The sequence below is a fragment of the Prevotella sp. P2-180 genome (assembly GCF_002251435.1).
Classification (GTDB): Bacteria; Bacteroidota; Bacteroidia; order Bacteroidales; family Bacteroidaceae; genus Prevotella.
The window spans coordinates 88826-109858 of record NZ_NPJI01000076.1 but is presented as its reverse complement, the minus strand read 5'-3'; the positions used below and the strand labels follow the sequence as shown (position 1 = coordinate 109858).

General features: G+C 47.1%; 12 protein-coding genes. All 12 read left to right on the top strand.

The annotated features are described in order from the left end of the window. Positions 1 to 14: 14 nt before the first annotated feature. The 12 genes from xyn10D/fae1 (at position 15) to CIK98_RS11085 (ending at position 20942) form a co-directional block, all read left to right on the top strand. Positions 15 to 2207 (top strand): bifunctional endo-1,4-beta-xylanase/feruloyl esterase, encoded by a 2193-nt coding sequence (gene xyn10D/fae1 / locus CIK98_RS11135; protein ID WP_094384304.1) that lies wholly within the window; start codon positions 15 to 17, stop codon positions 2205 to 2207. Between the two features lie 21 nt (positions 2208 to 2228). Next, positions 2229 to 4706, top strand: coding sequence for a family 43 glycosylhydrolase (locus CIK98_RS11130; RefSeq protein ID WP_094384303.1), 2478 nt, complete (start codon positions 2229 to 2231; stop codon positions 4704 to 4706). A 237-nt stretch (positions 4707 to 4943) separates the two neighbouring features. Further along, complete coding sequence (locus CIK98_RS18525) at positions 4944 to 5735, top strand: TonB-dependent receptor plug domain-containing protein (RefSeq protein ID WP_216358970.1); 792 nt, start codon at positions 4944 to 4946, stop codon at positions 5733 to 5735. A gap of 45 nt (positions 5736 to 5780) precedes the next feature. Beyond that, positions 5781 to 8171, top strand: coding sequence for a SusC/RagA family TonB-linked outer membrane protein (locus CIK98_RS11125; RefSeq protein ID WP_216358972.1), 2391 nt, complete (start codon positions 5781 to 5783; stop codon positions 8169 to 8171). A gap of 15 nt (positions 8172 to 8186) precedes the next feature. Further along, positions 8187 to 10097, top strand: a complete 1911-nt coding sequence (locus CIK98_RS11120; RefSeq protein ID WP_094384302.1) for a RagB/SusD family nutrient uptake outer membrane protein — start codon at positions 8187 to 8189, stop codon at positions 10095 to 10097. 20 nt (positions 10098 to 10117) lie between these two features. Continuing rightward, positions 10118 to 10855 (top strand): hypothetical protein, encoded by a 738-nt coding sequence (locus CIK98_RS11115; protein ID WP_094384301.1) that lies wholly within the window; start codon positions 10118 to 10120, stop codon positions 10853 to 10855. 104 nt (positions 10856 to 10959) lie between these two features. Next, complete coding sequence (locus CIK98_RS11110) at positions 10960 to 12702, top strand: DUF6057 family protein (RefSeq protein WP_141210517.1); 1743 nt, start codon at positions 10960 to 10962, stop codon at positions 12700 to 12702. Positions 12703 to 12721: 19 nt separating this feature from the next. After that, entirely contained in the window at positions 12722 to 14227 is a 1506-nt protein-coding gene (locus CIK98_RS11105) for a PD40 domain-containing protein (protein ID WP_094384299.1), read from the top strand. A gap of 12 nt (positions 14228 to 14239) precedes the next feature. Next, entirely contained in the window at positions 14240 to 15778 is a 1539-nt protein-coding gene (locus CIK98_RS11100; RefSeq protein ID WP_094384298.1) for a DUF6057 family protein, read from the top strand. Between the two features lie 3 nt (positions 15779 to 15781). After that, positions 15782 to 17263 carry a PD40 domain-containing protein gene (locus tag CIK98_RS11095; RefSeq protein WP_094384297.1) on the top strand — a complete coding sequence of 494 codons (1482 nt, stop codon included), beginning with the start codon at positions 15782 to 15784 and terminating at the stop codon, positions 17261 to 17263. 142 nt (positions 17264 to 17405) lie between these two features. Continuing rightward, on the top strand, positions 17406 to 19556 hold the full coding sequence (locus tag CIK98_RS11090) for a glycoside hydrolase 43 family protein (RefSeq protein WP_094384296.1): 2151 nt from the start codon (positions 17406 to 17408) through the stop codon (positions 19554 to 19556). A gap of 111 nt (positions 19557 to 19667) precedes the next feature. Continuing rightward, a complete protein-coding gene (locus tag CIK98_RS11085; protein ID WP_094384295.1) occupies positions 19668 to 20942 on the top strand; it encodes an ATP-binding protein in 1275 nt (424 codons plus the stop codon). Positions 20943 to 21033: the final 91 nt, after the last annotated feature.

Here is a 21033-nt window from a genome sequence, read left to right as displayed (position 1 = left end):
ATATGCTACAAAAAATGCAAATACTGAAAAATGCTTGCCTCGCACTGTTTTTGACAGTGGGAGCTACTACTGCCCTTGCACAACCACGACACATTGGTAACGTGGAAGAACCTACGGGCTACAAAGACACGTATAAGGACTATTTTACCGTAGGTGTAGCCCTTAACTTCCGTAATATCGCCTCTTCAGAACAGATGGCGATGGTGAAGAAGAACTTTAATAGCGTAACGGCAGAGAACGCCATGAAGCCAGGTGAGATTCATCCTAAGGAGGATGTGTGGAACTGGGCTGGTGCCGACAGCATTGCCAACTGGTGTCGTAGAAATGGTGTGAAGATGCGCGGCCACTGCTTAGCATGGCATAGCCAATTTGCCAACTGGATGTTTACCGACAAGAAAGGAAAGCCTGTCAGCAAGGAGGTGTTCTATGAGCGTCTGCGAGACCATATACACCAGGTGGTAACCCGTTATAAGGACATAGTGTATGCCTGGGACGTGCTTAACGAGGCCATTGCCGACGGCGACGGACGTCGTGCGCCATGGATGAAGGAAGAACCGAGCCCTTACCGCAAGACGAAGATGATGGACCTTTGCGGCGAGGAGTTCATCGTCAAGGTGTTCCAGTTTGCCCGCGAGGCCGACCCTAACGTAAAGCTCTTCTACAACGACTACAATGCAGCCCAACCAGCCAAGCGCGACCGTATATATAATATGGTGAAGAAAATGAAGGAACAAGGCGCACCAATCGATGGTATCGGAATGCAGGGCCACTACAACATCTATGGCCCTTCGATGGAAGACTTCGAGGCAGCCATTAAGAAATATTCGCAGATAGTAGGCGAGATACACATCACCGAGCTCGACCTCCGCACTAACGAGGAGATGGGTGGTCAGCTGCAGTTCAGCCGAGGTAAGTCTTATGATGTTCCCGAATATATCAAGACCCTTCATCAGTCTCAGTATGAGAACCTATTCCGCGTGTTGCGTCGCAACAAGGATGTCATCACCAATGTAACTTTCTGGAACCTCTCCGACGCCGACTCTTGGATTGGTGCAAACAACTATCCTCTGCCTATCGACAAGAACCTTAAATATAAAAAGGTATATTATGCTCTGAAGAACTTCAATCCAGCTCTCGACAATGCCGTGGTGAAGGAAGACTTCCGGCCGTCGCCATTGAACCAGCCTGGCCAGCAATATCCAATGGTCAACTCTCAGGGTTATGCCCGCTTCCGGGTTGTGGCTCCCGATGCCAAGTCGGTCATCGTAAGCCTCGGCCTTGGTGGTTCTGGCGGTACTGTGCTTCATAAGGATAAGGAAGGAGTATGGACAGGCACCACCGAAGGCCCGATGGATCCTGGTTTCCACTACTATCACTTAACTATCGATGGTGGTGTGGTTAACGACCCAGGCGCAAAGAACTACTATGGTTCAATTCGTTGGGAGAGCGGCATCGAGATACCATGTGCCGACCAGGACTTCTTCGCATACAAGAATGTTCCTCATGGACAAGTGGTTGAAGTAAACTTCCCGTCAAAGAACACTCCTGCCGATAATGCTCATTGGATTGGCGAGGGCGGTCCACGCGCCTTTGTCTATCTGCCTCCAACATACGACGGCAAGAAGAAGTTCCCTGTGCTCTACCTGCAGCACGGCTGGGGAGAGGACGAGACTGCATGGATGAACCAGGGACGTGCCAACCTCATCATGGATAACATGATAGCCGAAGGCAAGTGCGAGCCGTTCATCGTAGTTTGCACATACGGCCTGACCAACGAGTGCAAATGGGGACACATGCACGAGTTCGACTGGACAGTGTTCCAGCGTGTGCTCGTAGAAGACCTCATCCCATATATCGACGCAAACTTCAAGACCAAGGCCGACAAGCGCTACCGTGCCATGGCAGGACTGTCGATGGGTGGCATGGAGACTAAGATGTGTACTCTGAAATATCCCGAGGTATTCGACTACTGGTGTCTGCTCTCCGGCGGTACTTACACTCCCGAGGACATCAAGGACAAGAGCCAGGTGAAGACCATCTTCATCAGCTGTGGCTCAAAGGAGAATCCTGAAGGCGTGACCAAGGCCGTCGAGGCTCTGAAGGCTGCTGGCATCAATGCTGTAAGCTACGTCTCAGAAGGCACTGCCCACGAGTTCCTCACCTGGCGTCGCTCACTGAGGGAAATGGCTCCACTGCTGTTTAAGTAACTAAACGAAAAATTGAGAATAATGAGGATTAGAAACATGCTTTTGGCTGGCTTGACAGCTGCCACTGCCACTGTCCAAGCACAGAATCCGGTTGTGCAGACGTGGTTTACTTCAGATCCAGCACCAATGGTAGATGGTGACAGGATGTATATGTACACCGGACACGACGAGGACAATGCCGACTTCTTCTGGATGTACGAATGGCGTTGCTACTCCACGGCTGACATGGTGAACTGGACCGACCACGGCGGACTGATGTCGCTGGACACTTTCTCTTGGGCTGACGACCGCGCATGGGCTGCCCAGACCATCAAGCGCAACGGAAAATACTACTGGTACATCTGCGCCCACTCGAAAATCACCAACGGCATGGCTATCGGCGTTGCCGTTGCCGACTCGCCAACAGGTCCTTTCAAGGATGCCTTAGGGAAACCTCTCTTCGACAATGGTTCGTGGGACAATATAGACCCGACGGTGATGATAGATGATGACGGACAGGCATACATCTACTGGGGTAATCCACAATTATATTTTGCCAAGCTGAACAACGACATGGTATCGTTCAACGGCGAAGTGAAAAAGATACCGATGACTGAAGAAGGCTTTGGCGCTCCTTCAATGAAAGAAAGGGAGAAGGGCAAGAAATACAAGGACTGCTACACCGAAGGTCCGTGGATAACAAAACGCAACGGCAAGTACTGGCTGCTTTATGCTGCTGGCGGAGTGCCCGAGCATATCGCATATTCTGTGAGTGACAAACCCGAAGGGCCATGGAAATATATGGGGCCGATAATGCCTCTCGAAGACACAAAGTCGTTTACCAACCACTGCGGTGTGGCAGACTTCAAGGGACATAGCTACTTCTTCTACCATACAGGAAAATTGCCTCGCGGTGGAGGCTTCGGCCGCAGTTGTGCAGTCGAAGAGTTTAAGTACAATGCCGATGGTACATTCCCTATTATCCATCACACCGACAAAGGCGTTGACCCTATAGGAAAACTCTGTCCATTCCAGCGTGTGGAGGCTGAGACCATGGCCTTTTCACGTGGTGTGAAGTCTGAGCAGAACGCTGCCGATGGTGTATATATCACCGAAATCCACAATGACGATTATATAAAGGTACGCGAGGTGGACTTTAACAAGCAGCCCCGATTCTTCTCTGCTTCTCTGGCAAGTGGTATGCGCGGTGGAGTGATGGAACTTCATCTCGACAGTATCAAGGGCGAGAAGATTGCTGAGATAAAGATAGGTAATACAGGAGGATGGGAGAACTGGACATCTGTGAAGATTGAGATAGAGAAGACTGTCAGCGGCACCCGCGACCTCTACTTCGTGTTCAAGGGAGAAAAAGGCGTAAAGCTGATGAACTTCAACTGGTGGCAGTTTACCGATGGCTCTGAGATGAAATCTAACAAGGCAGGATTAATCCCATCAGAAACCAATCTCCCCGGTTGCTCTTCACCATCTCTCGATATGGAAAATCGTGCCCATTTCTCCATCTTTGCGCCAAAGACCAGCAGAATTGTCGTAGACGTGTGCGGAAAGAAATATCCGATGGAGAAAGATGCCAACGGACTGTGGACCTGTACTACTGACCCATTGGTGGTGGGCAATCACTATTATTTCCTCGAAGTCGATGGCTATAGGGTTTCCGACCCGAACACCTATACCATTTTCGGTTGCAGTCGCATGGCAAGCCAGATAGAAGTGGCAGAAGGAGAGGAAGGTGACTACTATCGTCCGCAGCAGGGTGTGGCAAAAGGTCAGGTGCGTTCTGTGGAGTATTTTTCTGAGACACAGAAGAAATGGCGTCGTGCCATGGTTTACACTCCTGCCGACTACGACAAGTCGAAGAAGAAGTATCCTGTGCTTTATCTTCAGCATGGCATGGCAGAAGACGAGACAGGATGGAGCACCCAAGGCCGCATGAACCATATCATGGACAACCTGATTGCTTCTGGTGAGTGCGAACCGATGATAGTCGTAATGGAGAGTGGCGATATCGAGGTAGGGTTTGCTCCACGTATGGGTGCAGGCAACCCAGAAGAGCAGCGCATGCAGTATGGAGCCTCTTTCTATACAGTACTCTTGGAAGACCTCATACCGATGGTAGAGCGCACCTTCCGTTGCAAGACCGGTAGAGAGAATCGTGCCATGGCAGGGCTCTCATGGGGAGGCTTTCAGACCTTCAATGTAGTCTTGCCTCATCTCGACAAGTTTGCCTATCTCGGTACATTCAGTGGGGCTCTCTTTGGTATTGACGTGAAGACCTGTTTTGATGGAGTGTTTGCCGATGCCGACAAATTCAACTCCCAGGTGAAGTATTTCTTCATGGGCTGTGGCAGTGAGGAGAACTTCGGAACTGAACAGATGACCACCCAGTTGAAGCAGATGGGAATAAATGTGGACTTCTATGTTTCTCCCGGCACTCATCACGAGTGGCTCACCTGGCGACGCTGTCTCAAACAATATCTACCTCATCTTTTTAGAAAAAATTGATTTATTATTATTCTTATAAACAGTCGGGAATCTATGATTTTCGACTGTTTTCATGTATCATATATGCTATTTTTTGTTGTTTTTGTATCTTTTTTGTTATATTTGATACATACGGTAAAGTATATGTTACAAATGCGTATATGAAATACAAATGAAAAGAATTACCTTTGCACCGATTTTTCTAATGAAAAGTTACAAACCTATTTATTAATAATTTTGCTACAATCTATGAGAATTGTGAAAAAGTTACAAAAGCCACTAATGCTATTGTTCTTGTTCTGTTTGCTTCCTTTAGGAGCATTGGCTCAGAGCTTAATCAAGGGAACAGTAAATGATGAAAATGGCGAACCAGTCATTGGTGCTACCATTAGAGTGCTTGGTTCAAATGCCAGTACAGTCACTGACTTGGACGGTCGTTTTCAAGTAAATGCAGCCCCCGATGCACAATTGTCCATATCCTATATAGGATTTGGAACACAGACTGTGAATGTTAAGGGGCAAAAGGACCTTACCGTAGTCATGAAGTCTGAAGACACGACTCTCAATGATGTCGTTGTCATCGGTTACGGTACAATGAAGAAAAAGCTCGTTACAGGTGCTACAGTACAGGTAAAGGGTGACGACATTGCAAAGCTCAACACAACCAACGCGCTTGAGGCAATGGCATCTTCATCTCCCGGTGTCCAGATCACACAGTCATCTTCACAGCCTGGTAAGGGATTCAGCGTTACTATCCGTGGTAAGGGTACTATCGGCAACTCTGCACCTCTTTATGTAATAGATGGTGTTCCCGGTGGTAACCTTGACGGAATCAACCCCGCCGACATCGAGAGCATCGACGTACTTAAGGATGCTGCTTCTGCTGCTATCTACGGTGCCCGTGGTGCTAACGGTGTTATCCTTGTTACAACAAAGCAGGGTAAGGTTGGTAAGATTGAACTTTCCTACAACGGTTCTATGGGTTGGTCAAATGCCTACAAGCGTCCGCAGCTTCTGAATGCCCAGCAGTATATGACAATCATGGACTAGTATAGCTTCAACACCTCTGGTCAGAAGTGTGATTTCTCTGCTTATATTCCGCAGAACGTTCTCGACAAGGTAGCCGAAGGTTGGACAGGTACCGACTGGTGGGGTGCATTTGAGAATGAGAATGCTATTCAGCAGAATCATTCCGTAACCCTTACTGGAGGTTCAGACCGCTCTAAGTTCGCTTTGTCTTACACCTACACCAGCAACGAAGGTATCATGGGTGCAGACGTAGCTTCATACTACAAGCGTAACACTATCCGTATCAATAGCGACCACGTTCTCCTTAAGGCTAAGGATTTCGATGTAATCACTATCGGTGAGAATATATCTATTGGTTACGACAGAAGCCATGACTTGGCCGAGGGTGGTATGTATTGGAGCTATATCCACAGCTTGCTTCAGACCAACCCGCTCGTTCCAATGTATGCCAACGTGGTAGATCCAAATGCAGCTCCCGGTGAATTGTACAACCATGAAAAATATGGTGCCGGTTGGAACGACTTTTGGTTCAACAACCCCTACGAAGGTCTCTCAAAGGGAGGTTTCAACTCTATGGCAGAGAGCCGCAACCTTAATGTAAATGCCACTGGTTTCGTTACCATCCAGCCTATCAAGGGTTTGAAGTGGCGCACACAGTTAAACTATAACTGGAATACTAGTGCTTACCGTAGCTTTGCAGAGCCTCGCTCTCCTTCATCTGGTTCAGGTACAGTTACTTCTTACAATGTTAGCCAAAGCTCAAACATGAGCACCAACTGGTCTGTTGAGAATACTCTGACATATAAGCTTCCTACAATAAATGAACACAATATTACTGTAATGGCAGGTCAGTCATTCCAAAGCACAGCTTGGGGCGCAAATCTCAGTGGCTCTAACTCTGTTAACTTCGGCTCACAGTTTGCTACTCTCAAGGGTTGGAATTCTGCATACCTGTCAAACTTCAGCACCGACCTTGCTAACGCCACACTTAGTGGAAGCCCTAATGATGAAGAGTATCTGGCTTCTTGGTTTGGTCGTATCTCTTGGGACTACAAGGAGAAGTATATGGCTACCGTGACAATGCGTTACGATGGTTCTTCTATCTTCAACAAGGGTAAGCGTTGGGGTTCGTTCCCATCTGTATCTGCAGGTTGGGTAATCTCTAACGAGAAATTCATGGAAAGCACCCAGAGCTGGTTGGACTTCTTGAAGATTCGTGCTTCTTGGGGTCAGAATGGTAACAACTCTATTGCAAAGTATCAGTATCTCGCTACAATCGCCCAGTCTGGTTCTGCTGGTGATAGCGGTTACAAGTTCAGCGACGACTATAGTTTCACCTTCACCGGTAAACCAAATGTTGGTGCTTACGCAAACATCGTACCAAATCCTGATGTAACATGGGAGACTTCAGAGCAGCTCGACCTCGGTTTCGACGCCCGCTTCCTCAACAGCCGCCTTGCTCTTAGCTTCGACTGGTATAAGAAGACCACAAAGGATTGGCTCATCGTTGCCCCACGTATTGCCATCGAGGGTACTAACCCTGCATACATCAACGGTGGTGACGTTCAGAACACCGGTGTTGAAATCGGTCTCTCTTGGAACGACAGAGTAGGCAAGGACTTCTCTTACAATGCAAGTGTAAATATCGCTACTAATAAGAATGAGGTAACACGTATTGCCAACGAGAACGGTTATATCAATGGTACAGGTGGCGTTCTCTCACAGGGAACAGAGTATATCTACCGTGCTCAAGTAGGTAAGCCAATCGGTTACTTCTTCGGTATGTCTTACAGTGGAATCTGGCAGAACCAGGAGCAGATCGACGCTGCACGCGCAGCAGGCAAGGCTGTTCTCGACAACGCCCAGCCTGGTGACTGCATTTGGGATGACTACAATGGTGATGGCGTTATCCAATATGCAGAAGGTGCTGCTTGCGACCGTCATGAGATAGGTAATCCAAACCCAGACGTAACTCTCGGTATCAACCTTGGTTTCAACTGGAAGGGACTTGACTTCTCAGTAAACGGAGCAGGAGCATTTGGTCAGCAGGTTATGCGTTCTTATCGTTCGTTCGCCGACTCTTGGTGGCACAACTACGACACCACTATCTTTGATCGTTGGCATGGCGAGGGCACATCAAACACTCAGCCACGTATCTCTGGTACAGGTCATAACAATACAGTATGGGTATCTACCCGCTATATGGAGAATGCCGACTACTTCAAGATTAAGGCAGTAACTCTCGGTTACGACTTTACTAAGGTATGGAAGAGCAGCCCATTCCAGCAGCTCCGTCTTTATGTACAGGCTCAGAACCTCTACACATTCACAGGCTACACTGGTCTCGATCCTGAGGTAGGTTCTGCAGGTGGTGCCGATGGTTGGGCTTCAGGTATTGACCTCGGTCTTTATCCTCCATCGCGTACATATCTCGTAGGTGTTAACATTAAATTTTAATACGTATAAAAGGTTATGAAGAAATATATTTTATCAGCATTAGCTGTTTGTTCAGCTGCAATATTTACATCCTGCGATGACATGTTGGACACCGATCCGCGTGTTACCGACGCTACTTCGGCTACCTTCCCGGGTAAGATCGCGGATGTTGAGGCTTTGAATACTGCCACCTATAGTATTATGAACACAATGGGCGGTGGTGACGCCGATACACAGAACCCATTCTATTGGTGGGAGCTTATGTCCGACAACTGCTTTGGCTCTGGAGGTCTGCAGGACAATAAGGTTAAGTCGTTGCATCATCTTGTTCAGATGAATTCCAACCAGTATGAGCAGCCATTTGTCCTCCTTTATGGTGGTATCAACCGTGCCAACAACCAGATTGAGACAATCGACAACGTTGACTGGACAGGTAATGAGGCAAAGCGCAACCAGCTTCTTGGTGAGGGTTACTTCATGCGTGGTCTCTACACACTTTGGCTCACACAGCTCTATGGCGATGTGCCATTGATCACTGCAACCTTGATTACTGAGGAGATGAAGGCTCAGGTAAGTGCAGAGGAAGTTATCTATCCTCAGATTCTCTCTGACTTCGTGTCTGCTCAGAATCTTATGAGTACTGAGAAGAGCTCTGGTCACGCCAACAAGTATGTTGCTGAGGCTTTCATGGCTCGTGCATATATGTTCTGGGCAGGTTTCTATAAGAAGGTTGCTGACCTTTCTACAGGTTCAGCTCCTGCTATCAACCTCGTTGAGCAGGAGGGTTGTACTGCAGCTTCTCTTTCTCAGGCCGACGTAGTTAATGCCCTTAGAGACGTGGTAAATTCAGGCGCTTACGAGCTTCTTGAAGACTATCGCTCACTCTGGCAGTACTCTAACAGCTATGTATGGGACGAGACTCAGAAGGCTATTGAGACAGGAACAGGTCATGCTTACAAGTTCATTGCCGACATGAAGCGTGAGCACTGTTTCGACCAGCCGGGCATGGGTAATGGCAACAAGGAGGAACTCTTCCAGATTCAGTTCATGAATGCTTCTAATTGGAATCTTGATCAAAAGGGTCCATACTCTTGTGCTCGTATGTATTGCAACTACCTCTCTGTATTCTGGGCTCTCCGCGTTAACGGACATAACGGTGACCGCGATCATACATATCCATTTACTCAGGGTTGGGGACAGGGTACTCCTTCAAACAATATCTGGGATGACTGGACAGTTGCCGAGAACGAAGGTGGCTACACCGACATCCGTAAGCTTGGTTCTTTGATTGATGGTGTTACCGAGAACAAGGAAATCGACTATGAGTTCGTTAAGGACTGCTGCGAGGCTTCCGGTTTTGGTGTAAAGAAGTACAATGGCGTTACTCTTGATGCTTTAACTGGTGATACACCTTGGTGGGACTTTGCAGGAGGTGAAAACTTCAAGGGTACACTTGAAAACCCGATGCAGGGTGACCATTTTGAGGACTTCTACCTCATGCGCTATGCTGACGTTCTCCTGATGCTCTCTGAGATGACAGGTGATGCCCAGTATATGAACCAGGTTCAGAAGCGTGCAGGTGTTCCTGAGACACCATATTCTCTGAAAGAACTCCAGAACCAGCGTCGTTGGGAGTTTGCATTCGAGGGTCTCCGCTTCAACGATATGCGTCGTTGGTCTGGTATTGATGGTGGTGAGTCATGCTATGCAGCCAAGGCTCTCCAGGCACAGGCTGGCAAGCAGATGGTTGTTAAGGGTAATGTAGCCAACAAGACTGCCATGAAGCACATGACTTGCTCTTGGTCAAAGCGTTATGCTGACACTAATGGTTTCTTGGCTAAGCCACAGTCACAGATTACTCTTATGAATGGTAACCTCATCCAGAACCCAGGTTGGGATGAAAACACCCCAGAAACAGAGAAACAGTATGTCGATCTCTATAATTAATTAAAATAAGAATTCAGAATATGAAAAAGATATTTTTGTTTTTTGCAGCAGTAAGCCTACTTTTCGCTTGCGATCCTACATCTGAGGATATAAGCAATGGCGGAAACATCACTGCAGAACAGCTTAAGGCTATGTCAACGGTAACAGTTGACAAGGATGCCAACGGCCAAAATGGAAATGTAATCACTTGCAACACCACTGCTCCTGTGAATGCGAAGTGGACTATTAGTGGTAAGGATTTCTTTAATAACTACGCCACTAAGAAGGTGAAGCTTGGTGAGCATACTGTCACTCTGACAGGACTCTGTGCCGACGGTACTGTTGTTACAGCTGACTTCCCAGTACAGTGTAATGTAATTACCAACCCGCTCGAAAGATTCTATATCTATGGTGCTCCGGGCAGTGGCCAGGAGCCATTCCAGCCAGGTGCATGGGATGCTGCAGCCATGCGTTTCAGTGACAATGAGGGTAAGCACCTTCCTTTCCTCTCCGACGAGGTGTATTGGGGCTTCAAGACCCTTATCTTCGACCTCTCTGACGTGAGTGAGGATTGCGCTGGACGTATCATGAATGGTTGGTGGAGTGCCCGCTATGATGGTGATACAGATGTTCATTGGACAAATGGTCTGTGGGAACTTCCTCTCACCGAGGCTATTGCCAAGGACTGTGCACGCGGTAATGGTGGCGCTGGTAGGGACCTCGACATCATGGTTACTTCCGGTAGCATGACTGTAAACGCTATCTACTATGAGGAATAATCATTCCTTGATGAAATAACTAAAAAAGGTTGGCTCATTTTTTGGGCCAACCATTTTTCATTGTATGAACAATTTGTATTATCTGAATGGTAAAGGACGTTTCTATGGCAAGTAAGAAAACAATAAATAAGGTATCTCTCTATGGAAGTGTTTTGGCTTTCATCGTATTTGTTGTATATATACTAAGTGTTAATCAGGATGTATTATATACGGCACACGACCATTCCGAATTTCTCTATGGCGATACATTCTTCAACCGCTTAATGTCACAACCATTCGGAGCAATACAATATGTAGGAGCTTGGCTGACACAGTTTTTCTATTACCCGGCTTTAGGTTCGGCAATGTTGGGAGCTATCTGGATACTTTTCTTTATTGTCGGCAAAAAAGCATTCCAACTGCAAGGAGGTTCCTGGGCATTGATGCTCTTGCCAGTGGCATGCCTTCTTACATCGGTAGTTGATTTAGGCTATTGGATTTATTTCCTTACAATACGAGGCTACTGGTTTTCACAGTCAGTAGGACTTCTCCTAATGTTGCTGTTGTTGTGGGCAGCACGTTCTACCACACCCCGTAAATGGCATTTCATCTGGTATCTTTCAGGTTTCTTCCTCTATCCCGTGTTAGGATGGTTTGCCTTGCTTTTCGTGCTCTGTTTGGCTTTGGCAGAAAAACCGTCATGGCGCGAGGTTATTTGTTTTCTCGTGCTTGTTTTTTCAGCAAGCATCTGGCATAATCTTGTATATTCAAATGTCAAGGCAGAGGACGTTATTATGGCAGGATTTCCCCGTTTTGCCACCCCGTCGGATGTAAGCACACGTCTATCCATTCCTTTCTGGATAATGGCAGTTGTCATTGTTATTATCCCAATTATTAAAACATATCTTGACAAATGGTTTGTTCCTGTCTTATGTATTGTTGCCTGCATTATCATTACGACATCATTAATGTTCAGCGACAAGAACTATATCAACGAGATGCGTATGACTCGCAGTGCCGAGGCTAATGATTGGAAGGAGGTTGTGGCTATAGCTGAAAAGACCCAGCGTCCTACCATTTCAATGCTTATGCTCAAGAACGTAGCACTTATGCACGAAGGCACATTGCTCGAACGTTCTTTCCCAATGGGCAACGAGGCTTTCAATAAATACGATCCCGACTCCGTTCATGTCAGTTTCCTTGAAATAGCGGCACCGGTGACATATTATAACTATGGTATGCTTAACGAGGCGTTCCGTCTCAGTTTTGAATGTGCTGTTCAGGCAGGCTTTTCCCCTGCCTATCTCAAGATGCTGGCACGCTGCGCCCATGCCAATGGCGAGGATAATCTTGCCAATCGTTATATCCTGCAGCTTCATCGTCATCCGTTTTATAAAGACTGGCAGCCAGAAAAAGTGTCGGATAAGATTCATGAACTGCATAAAGCCTATCCTGATGAAATCACGGGTGTGGAGAGTAGTGATGGATATATTGTCACCAGCATCAGTCTATGGTATGATTCAGACAGTAAGTTGGCATCCGAGCAGGCTTTGTTTTATTCCATGATGCGTAGGGATTCAAAGCGTTTCTGGGCTTCATTCCGCAAGTTCATAAAGACCCACATGGGTGAGGCATTCCCTGTGCCTGTTGCCGAGGCATATATCATGTATATGGACAAGGCACCGGAAAAGAAAAGGGTGATGATCCCTATTAACGAAGACCTATATGAACGATATAAGCAATTCTGGTCTTCTCTCGAAAATTATGCAAAGTCGGGATTGGGTCGTGATGCCATTGCTGAGAAGATGCGCCTCCAATATGGCGATACCTATTGGTATTACAACATCTTCAGTCGAAGAGTATATTAAATAAATACAAAATATATTTATGAATAGACATATCCTTTCCTGTTGTAAGATATTGGCAGCTGCCGTGCTTTTGTTGTCGTCGTGTGTAAGTCACCCCGATGTGCCTGCGGAAAGCAAGAAAACCGATAGCCTGCCTGCCATCTATCCAGACTATTGCGATGTTACCATACCATGTAATATCGCACCGCTCAACTTTATGCTCCCCGATGTGGAGTATGACAAGTGTGTCGCCCGTATCACTACCCCTGATGGCAAACAACAGACCTATGGTGATGGAGTGAAGGTGCTGATTCCGGAGGACGAATGGCAAACTATGCTAACAGCCTCCAAGGGCAAGACTATGAAGGTTGAGGTATGGGGCGAGAAAGACAACAGGTGGACTGCGTTCAAACCTTTTGAGATAAAGGTAGCCGAAGAGCCTATAGATGAATACATCTCCTATCGTCTTATCGAACCTACATACGTGGCGTGGAGCTATATGTCTATCTCTCAGCGTAACGTATCTTCTTTTGAAGAAAATGAGATTTTCAATAACGAGGTTACCTCTATCGACAGAAAGAAAGGGCAGTGCATCAACTGCCATAGTTATCAGAATTACAAGACCGACAATATGCTCTTTCATGTGCGTCTGTCCAATGGCGCTACCGTTATTGTAAACGACGGCAAGGTATCGAAGGTAAATCTCAAGCGCGACTATACCATCTCTGCAGGAGTCTATCCTTCATGGCATCCTAAAGCCAAACTTGTAGCGTTCTCTACAAACACCACCCGACAGGCTTTCCATACTCAGAATCATAATAAGATTGAAGTTTATGACGAAGCCAGCGACCTTATCCTGTATGATGTGGAGAAAGATTCTGTAAGTGTCATCTGTGCCGACTCCACACTCTTGGAGGTATATCCCACATGGTCGCCCGATGGCAATCAGCTCTACTACTGCAAGACTGTCCCACTGCCAGAAGAGATGAAAGGCCAGGATATCAGAGCGACCTATCCCAAAGTGCAATACAACCTTTATCGTCGCTCGTTTGACGTGAAGACCCATACATTCGGTGAGGAGCAACTTGTTTATGATGCCGTTTCGCAGGATAAGAGTGCCACATTGCCGCGCATCAGTCCTGACGGCAAGTATCTGATGTTTGCCGAGGGACGATACGGATGTTTCCATAGCCGCCACGAGGAGGCCGACATCGTATGTATTCCTTTGCGACAGGACAGTGCCCTCGTTGAGAAATCATCAGCCCTTGACTTGTCACTTGTCAACAGCAAAGGTTACTCAGAGAGCTACCCGACATGGTCCAGCAACGGGCATTGGATAATGATTGCCAGTCGTAGGTATGATGGCAACTACAGTCGTGTGTATTTCGCCTATTTCAAAGACGGGAAAGTGGCGAAAGCCTTCCTTCTGCCTCAAGCCGACCCAGAAGAAAACACCCTGCGCCTAAAGAGCTACAATCGTCCAGAGTTTATGGTAGAGCCTGTGCGCACCACTGTAAAAGAATTCAGCAGAGTGTTTGATAAGTAACTCCATAACAATATGAAATATATACATTATATATACACCCTCCTCTTTGGTGTGTCTGTCCTCCTTTTCTTCGGGTTGGCATATCCGCACCATCTGCATTATCAGGAGCAGTATCAGCTTTTCCTTTTCGAAATCTCCTATATATTGGATGTCGTTGCATTGCCCGGAGGTGTGGCCGATTTGCTGGGACGCTTCTCTACGCAATTCTTCCTCTATGCATGGGTAGGAGCTGCTATCATTGCTGTCCTGCTCTCGGTGGTTCAGTTGTTGACACTACGCTTGGCAAATTGGGGGCGATTCTATGGACTAAGTTATGTGCCAGCTTTCCTGCTTTGGATATTCTTGCTTGATGAGAACGCATTGTTGGGTGGTGTATGGGCAGTAGTCCTGACATTATCTGCTTCTTTGGCTATCGACAAGATGGCAGACGGATGGACACGTCGCATACTTACAGCAATGCTTATTCCCTTTCTCTTTTGGATTGCCGGACCTGTGAGTATAGTGTTCTGTCTACTTCAGATACGTCGCGCAAACCATATTATATGGAACATTGCGACAGTGCTGGTCTTTGTCTTGATGCCTCTCGTCCTTGCCCACTGCCTCCAGGTACTTGATGGCAGTCTGTGGCGAGGCATACACTATCATCGCTATCCAACAGTGATCCCTACAATGCTATGGGTGGCGGTTTCCATTTTAGTTATTATATGGGGAGTTAAGGAAGTTAAAGAAGTTAAGGAAGTTAAAGAAGTTAAGGAAGTTAAAGACGAATGTACATGCCGAGATAGATCTCATAATAAAAACGATATAATATTGTCATTGGTTTCTTTTGTCGTGGTTGCTGTTGCTATGGGCGTCATGGTATGGAAAAACAGCAATTTCAAAGCCGAGAAGACTATGAAATATGACTTCATGGCATGCCATCAGCAATGGAACCGCATACTCGATACCATCGATGAAGAGAAACCCAACAACCAGATAGGAGTGACTGTGCAAAACCTTGCCTTGGCTAAGCGCGGCATACTACTCAACAAGATGCTTGAATACAACCAAAACGGCATGTTAGGTCTTTTGCCTGAAGTTCAGACAGATGCCATCAGTCCGATGCCTACAGCCGAGGCATACTATCATTTAGGATTGACCTATATTGCCCAGCGAACAGTGTTTGAGGCTCAGGAAGCCATTCTCGACTTCCAAAAGAGTGCCCGTTGCTATAAACGTCTTGCACAGACAAACCTAATCAACGGCGACTACGAGGTGGCACGCAAATATCTTATGGCACTAAAGAAAACACTCTTCTATAGCGACTGGGCAAACGAGACAATCACTCTGCTTGGCAACGAGAAGGCAATAGCCAAGCATCCCGAGTATGGCACTCTGCGCACATTTGCAATCAAAAAAGACTTTTATTTTAGCGACAATGCCACTCCCGCGATGCTTGAGAGTCTTTACCTCAACAATAAGGACAACCTGCTCGCATACCAGTATATGATGGCATCATTCATACTGACCGGCGATCAGGACAGTTTTTATAAATACGCACAAAATCATTAACCGATGAAAAATATACTCTATACCCTTTTCACCCTCTTTCTGATATCGTCATGCACAACGGAGACAGTACGTGATGCAAAGCAGGAGACATCACATCCAAAGATATATCCCGACTATGTGGATGTCACTATACCAGTGAACATTGCCCCTCTCAATTTCTGCATGGCAGACGAGAAAGCCTTGCTCATAGATGCTGTTGTTGCTGATAATCAAGGAAACAGTCTTCATAGCCAAGGCGATGAAGCTTTGGACTTCGATATTGACGACTGGCATCAAATCCTGGATAATAACAGAGGTAAAAAACTTACTGTTACTGTTTCCGCAAAATATGAAGACGGTTGGCACACCTATCGTCCTTTCTCCATCCTCGTCAGCAATGACAGTATCGACTATGGCATCTGTTACCGCCTTATAGAGCCAGGCTACGAGGTGTGGAGCAAGATGGGTATCTACGAGCGCGACTTGTCTTCCTTCGACGAACGTGCCTTGATAGAGAACACGCAGTTTGAAGGATGTGTCAACTGCCATAGTTTCAATCGTGGCAACTCAGCCGACATGAGCATTCACGTACGTGGTCCTCATGGAGCTACATTGCTGCGCAGCAATGGCGGCGACTTCACCGCCTATAACACAAAGACAGCTGAGACCCTCGGGCTATGCGTCTATCCTTATTGGCATCCTTCGGGCAGGTATATAGCATATTCAACCAATGCTACAAGTCAGGTGTTTCATGGCTCAGACCGCAATCGAGTTGAAGTCTTTGACACAGCGTCCGACCTTCAGGTGTATGACGTAGAGAAGAACACATTGCTTCTTTCGCCACATCTTCGTAACGACTCCATCTACGAGACCTATCCCGCATTCTCTGTCGATGGACGCTCACTTTATTTTTGTGCAGCACGAGCTATACCAGAGAACAGTTTGAAGCTCGACTCCATTCGTTACAACCTCTGTCGCATCGATTTCGACCCCTCCACAGGCAGTTTCGGAAACCGAATAGACACCATTGTATATGCAGAAGGCAAAAACAAGTCAATATCTTTTCCCCGCCCCTCCTATGATGGTCGTTTCTTGTGCTACACACTCTCCGACTATGGACAGTTTAGCATCTGGCATCATGAGGCTGACCTCTATCTGCTCAATATGTCTACAGGAGAAAGCAAGCCTATGACTGGAGCAAACTCAGATGATACGGAATCGTTTCATAACTGGAGCACAAACTCCCGTTGGCTTGTTTTTAGCTCACGCCGCGACGATGGTCTCTTCACCCGCCCCTATTTCTGTCATGTCGATGCCAAAGGCGCTGTCAGCAAGGCGTTTATGTTGCCTCAACGTAATCCGCGACGTTTCTATAGCGAGCGTTTCTTATCGTTTAACGTACCCGATTTCGTTATAGCCCCTATCCAGTTCAACACCCACAAGGCATGTCGCATCATTAACAATGAAACCCGCAAACGCTTTGAAAAAGTCGATAAAGGCATTTGAAAGATAATATCCCGACAATCGGCAGCGTGGAAGGCGATACTTTAGGGCTGAAATTTATAGAAAAATCGTAAAAATATGCACGCGTTTCATTTTAAATATGTATCTTTGCAGCGATAACTATAAACTATCATAATATTAAAAAATGAAAAACTGCTATAAAACTATTGTTGCCGCCATGCTTGCGATGGTGGGCATCTGTAATGCCACGGCACAGTCGTGGACTGCTGACAATGGGAATGGAACCTACACCAATCCACTGTTTTACGATGAATTCAGCGACCCCGACATAATCAGGGTGGGGGATGACTACTATCTTGCCGGAACCACCATGCACTGTTTGCCAGGAGTAGTGATACTTCATTCCAAGGACTTGGTCAACTGGCGTTTCTGCAGTTACACGATGCAGGATTTCTTCGGTTTGGGAGATGAGTTCAAACTCCAAAACGGCAAGGAGGCCTATGGACAAGGTATATGGGCTCCGTGTATCCGATACCATAACGGAAAATTCTATGTGTTCTCAAATATCAATGGACACGGAATGCAGGTGTTTATTTCTGACAAGGCTGAGGGCCCATGGAAGCACATCAACCTCAAGGGCGACATCTACGACCTGTCTGTCCTCTTTGACGACGACGGCAAGGTATATGCCATCCATAAGTACGGGGCAGTGCGTTGCACTGAGATTAAGCCGGACTTCACAGGTTTCGTCGAGGGTAGCGACCGCGAGATTATCCCCGATGGTTCCGCCATGGGCGAGGGACATCATGCCTATAAGATAAATGGCAAGTATTACATCATCTCCACCGACTACTCGCCTATGGGCCGCCAGCAGTGCGCCGTGGCAGATAATATATGGGGACCTTACGAAACACGCACCATCAACATGATGGAGACCCTTGGAACGAAGATTGCAAAGTCTGTGCGCAATGTAGGTCTTGGTTCTATTGTTCCCGAACCAGGATTCAATTTCGACGTTTCTGATGGCTCTGGCAACTTTATGGGGTGCGCCACTATCCACCAAGGAGGAATCGTGCAGACTCAGAGTGGGGAATGGTGGGCTGTATCCATGCTCGATTTCAATGCAGTGGGACGCACGGTATGTCTCGTGCCTGTCACATGGAAGGACGATTATCCTTATTTCGGAATTCCGGGAAATCTCGGACGTGGACCGCGCACATGGTTTAAGCCTAACGTAAAACCTTCCTCTGCCGCAGAAGCCCCCACCGCGAGCAAAGGCTTTGCTCCCTACGACCGCTGCGATGACTTTAGCGGGAAGACGCTGAAACCGATATGGCAATGGAACCACGAGCCGATTTCCGGCAAGTGGTCACTAAAGGGTGGAAGACTCAACATTACCGCCATGCCTGCCGAAGACTACTTGTGGGCACGCAATACACTCACACAACGCGCCATTGGACCAGTGTCCACCACCACTGTCACCCTCGACGCTTCCAAACTCAAGGATGGAGACATTGCAGGTCTTGCCATACTCAATATGCCATATGCCCTTATTGGAGTGGAAAAGACAGGTAAGTCGTTGAGGCTAAAATGGTATGACCAGAACAGCAACAAGACAGAAACTTCCTGCATTACCACAAGCAAGGTGTATCTGCGTATGACAGGCGATTTCGACAATTCTACAGGTACATTGTTATATAGTATTGACGGAAAGGAATTCAAGCTGATGGGCAGTGAGATAGTAATGCCCTATCAGCTTAAGACATTCCAGGGAGCTCGTCTCACTCTATTTGCCTATAACACCAAAGGGAAACAAGGAGGAGTGGCATCCTTTGATGATTGGCGTGTAGACGAACCGATGGCTGACCGCAGTGGCAATCTGCCGATAGGTAAGGTTATCCGTCTGTGTAATCTCAACGACGGTTCTTATGCCTTCGTCCACAAACAGGGGATGCTCCACATGTGCGGCAAGGGTTCAAGAGAGTATAACAGTGGTGCCAGCCAGTTTCGTGTTCACGATCGTGGTAAGGGTCGTGTAGTACTTGAGGCAATGAACGGAGCTGGTTTCCTTACAGTTGTAGGAGAGGGCCTATCTGCCGATGTCCGTTTTATGAAGAAGGAAAGCGAGGGAAGTCTTATTCTTTGGCAGGACATGCTTCGCTCTGAGTGTATGCTTCTCTCTTTGCACACCAATCGTATGATAGGACTCTATCCTGGAACAGGCGCTCCTTATGGAGCAGATGTGCGTGGTGCCGACCCCGACCGCCGGAATGGTCCTGTCTTCCGATGGGAGGAGGTAAGTGAGGAAATGAAATCCGGCCAACAGAGGAAATAAAAATCAGCCAACTGAGGAAATGAAATCCGGCCAACAGAGGAAATTGTAGGGTTTTTGTTTGTATATTCGGAATATTTTTGCTACCTTTGCACCCGACAAAACTCATTGGATATGAAGAAGTACAAGCAAAGAATCGCAGACAGGATGCTCCAGAGAAGACTTTCAGGAGTGGGAGCTGTGCTGATTGAAGGTCCGAAATGGTGTGGAAAGACAACTACGGCATCACAACAAGCCAATACAATTCTGTATCTTGACGACCCTACCGCAATGTCGCAATATCTCAGGATGGCAGATATTAATCCCAAGGCATTGCTTCAAGGAAATATCCCTCTGCTTATCGACGAATGGCAATTGGCACCCAAACTATGGGACACGATACGTTACGAGGTTGACAGGCGAGGTGAGCCTGGACAGTTCGTTTTGACTGGTTCTGCCGTTCCTGCCCAAACCGACGATATCCACCATTCGGGCGCAGGACGATTCGCTTGGCTTACCATGCGTCCTATGAGTCTATATGAATCAGGAGAATCATCAGGGGAAGTAAGCCTTGGCCATCTTTTCACTTCTCCTGACAATATCATGGGGATAAATCAACTGTCACTTGAAGACGTTGCTTTTTTGATATGCCGTGGCGGTTGGCCAAGTGCTACTTTGCTTAATGATAAAGCCGCACTTGACACAGTAAGATACTATTATGATGCTGTCACACGTTCTGATGTATCGAGGGTTGACGGCATCAGTCGCAATGCGGAACTAACAAAGCGGCTGATGCGGTCATACTCTCGTCATCAAGGAGCGCAAGCCACAATATCCACTTTAGTGGAAGACATAAGGGCGTTTGACGAGTCGGCGGCTGATGCAAAGACCATTTCTTCATATATCAATGCGTTGAAGAAGATTTTCATCATAGAAGACTCATTGGCGTGGAATCCCAACCTGCGCTCAAAAACTGCCATACGCACCTCCGACACTCGTTATTTCATAGACCCGTCGATTGCCACTGCCGCTCTTGGACTTGGTCCTGCCGACCTTATAGCCGACCTTAACACCATGGGACTTTTGTTTGAGACGATGTGCGTAAGAGACCTGCGTGTCTTTGCAGATGCCATTGACGGTCAGGTGTATCACTACCGTGACAAAAACGGATTGGAATGTGATGCCGTTGTTCACCTTCGCAACGGCAATTACGGACTTGTCGAGATAAAATTAGGAGGTGACAAACTAATAGAGGAGGGAGCCTCAACCCTTCTTTCCTTGTCAAGCAAGATTGACACAGTAAAGATGAAGTCCCCATCTTTCCTGATGATTCTCACCGCCACAGGCCGGTTCGCCTATCGTCGTGAAGACGGAGTATATATCGTGCCGATAGGATGTCTGAGGGAATAAGAGATAGCTAAATTTTGGGATTAGGATCAACTTTAAGGTAAATCTGTCGAATTTCATCGTTTATTGCGAATAATATATAAAGAGGAAATCA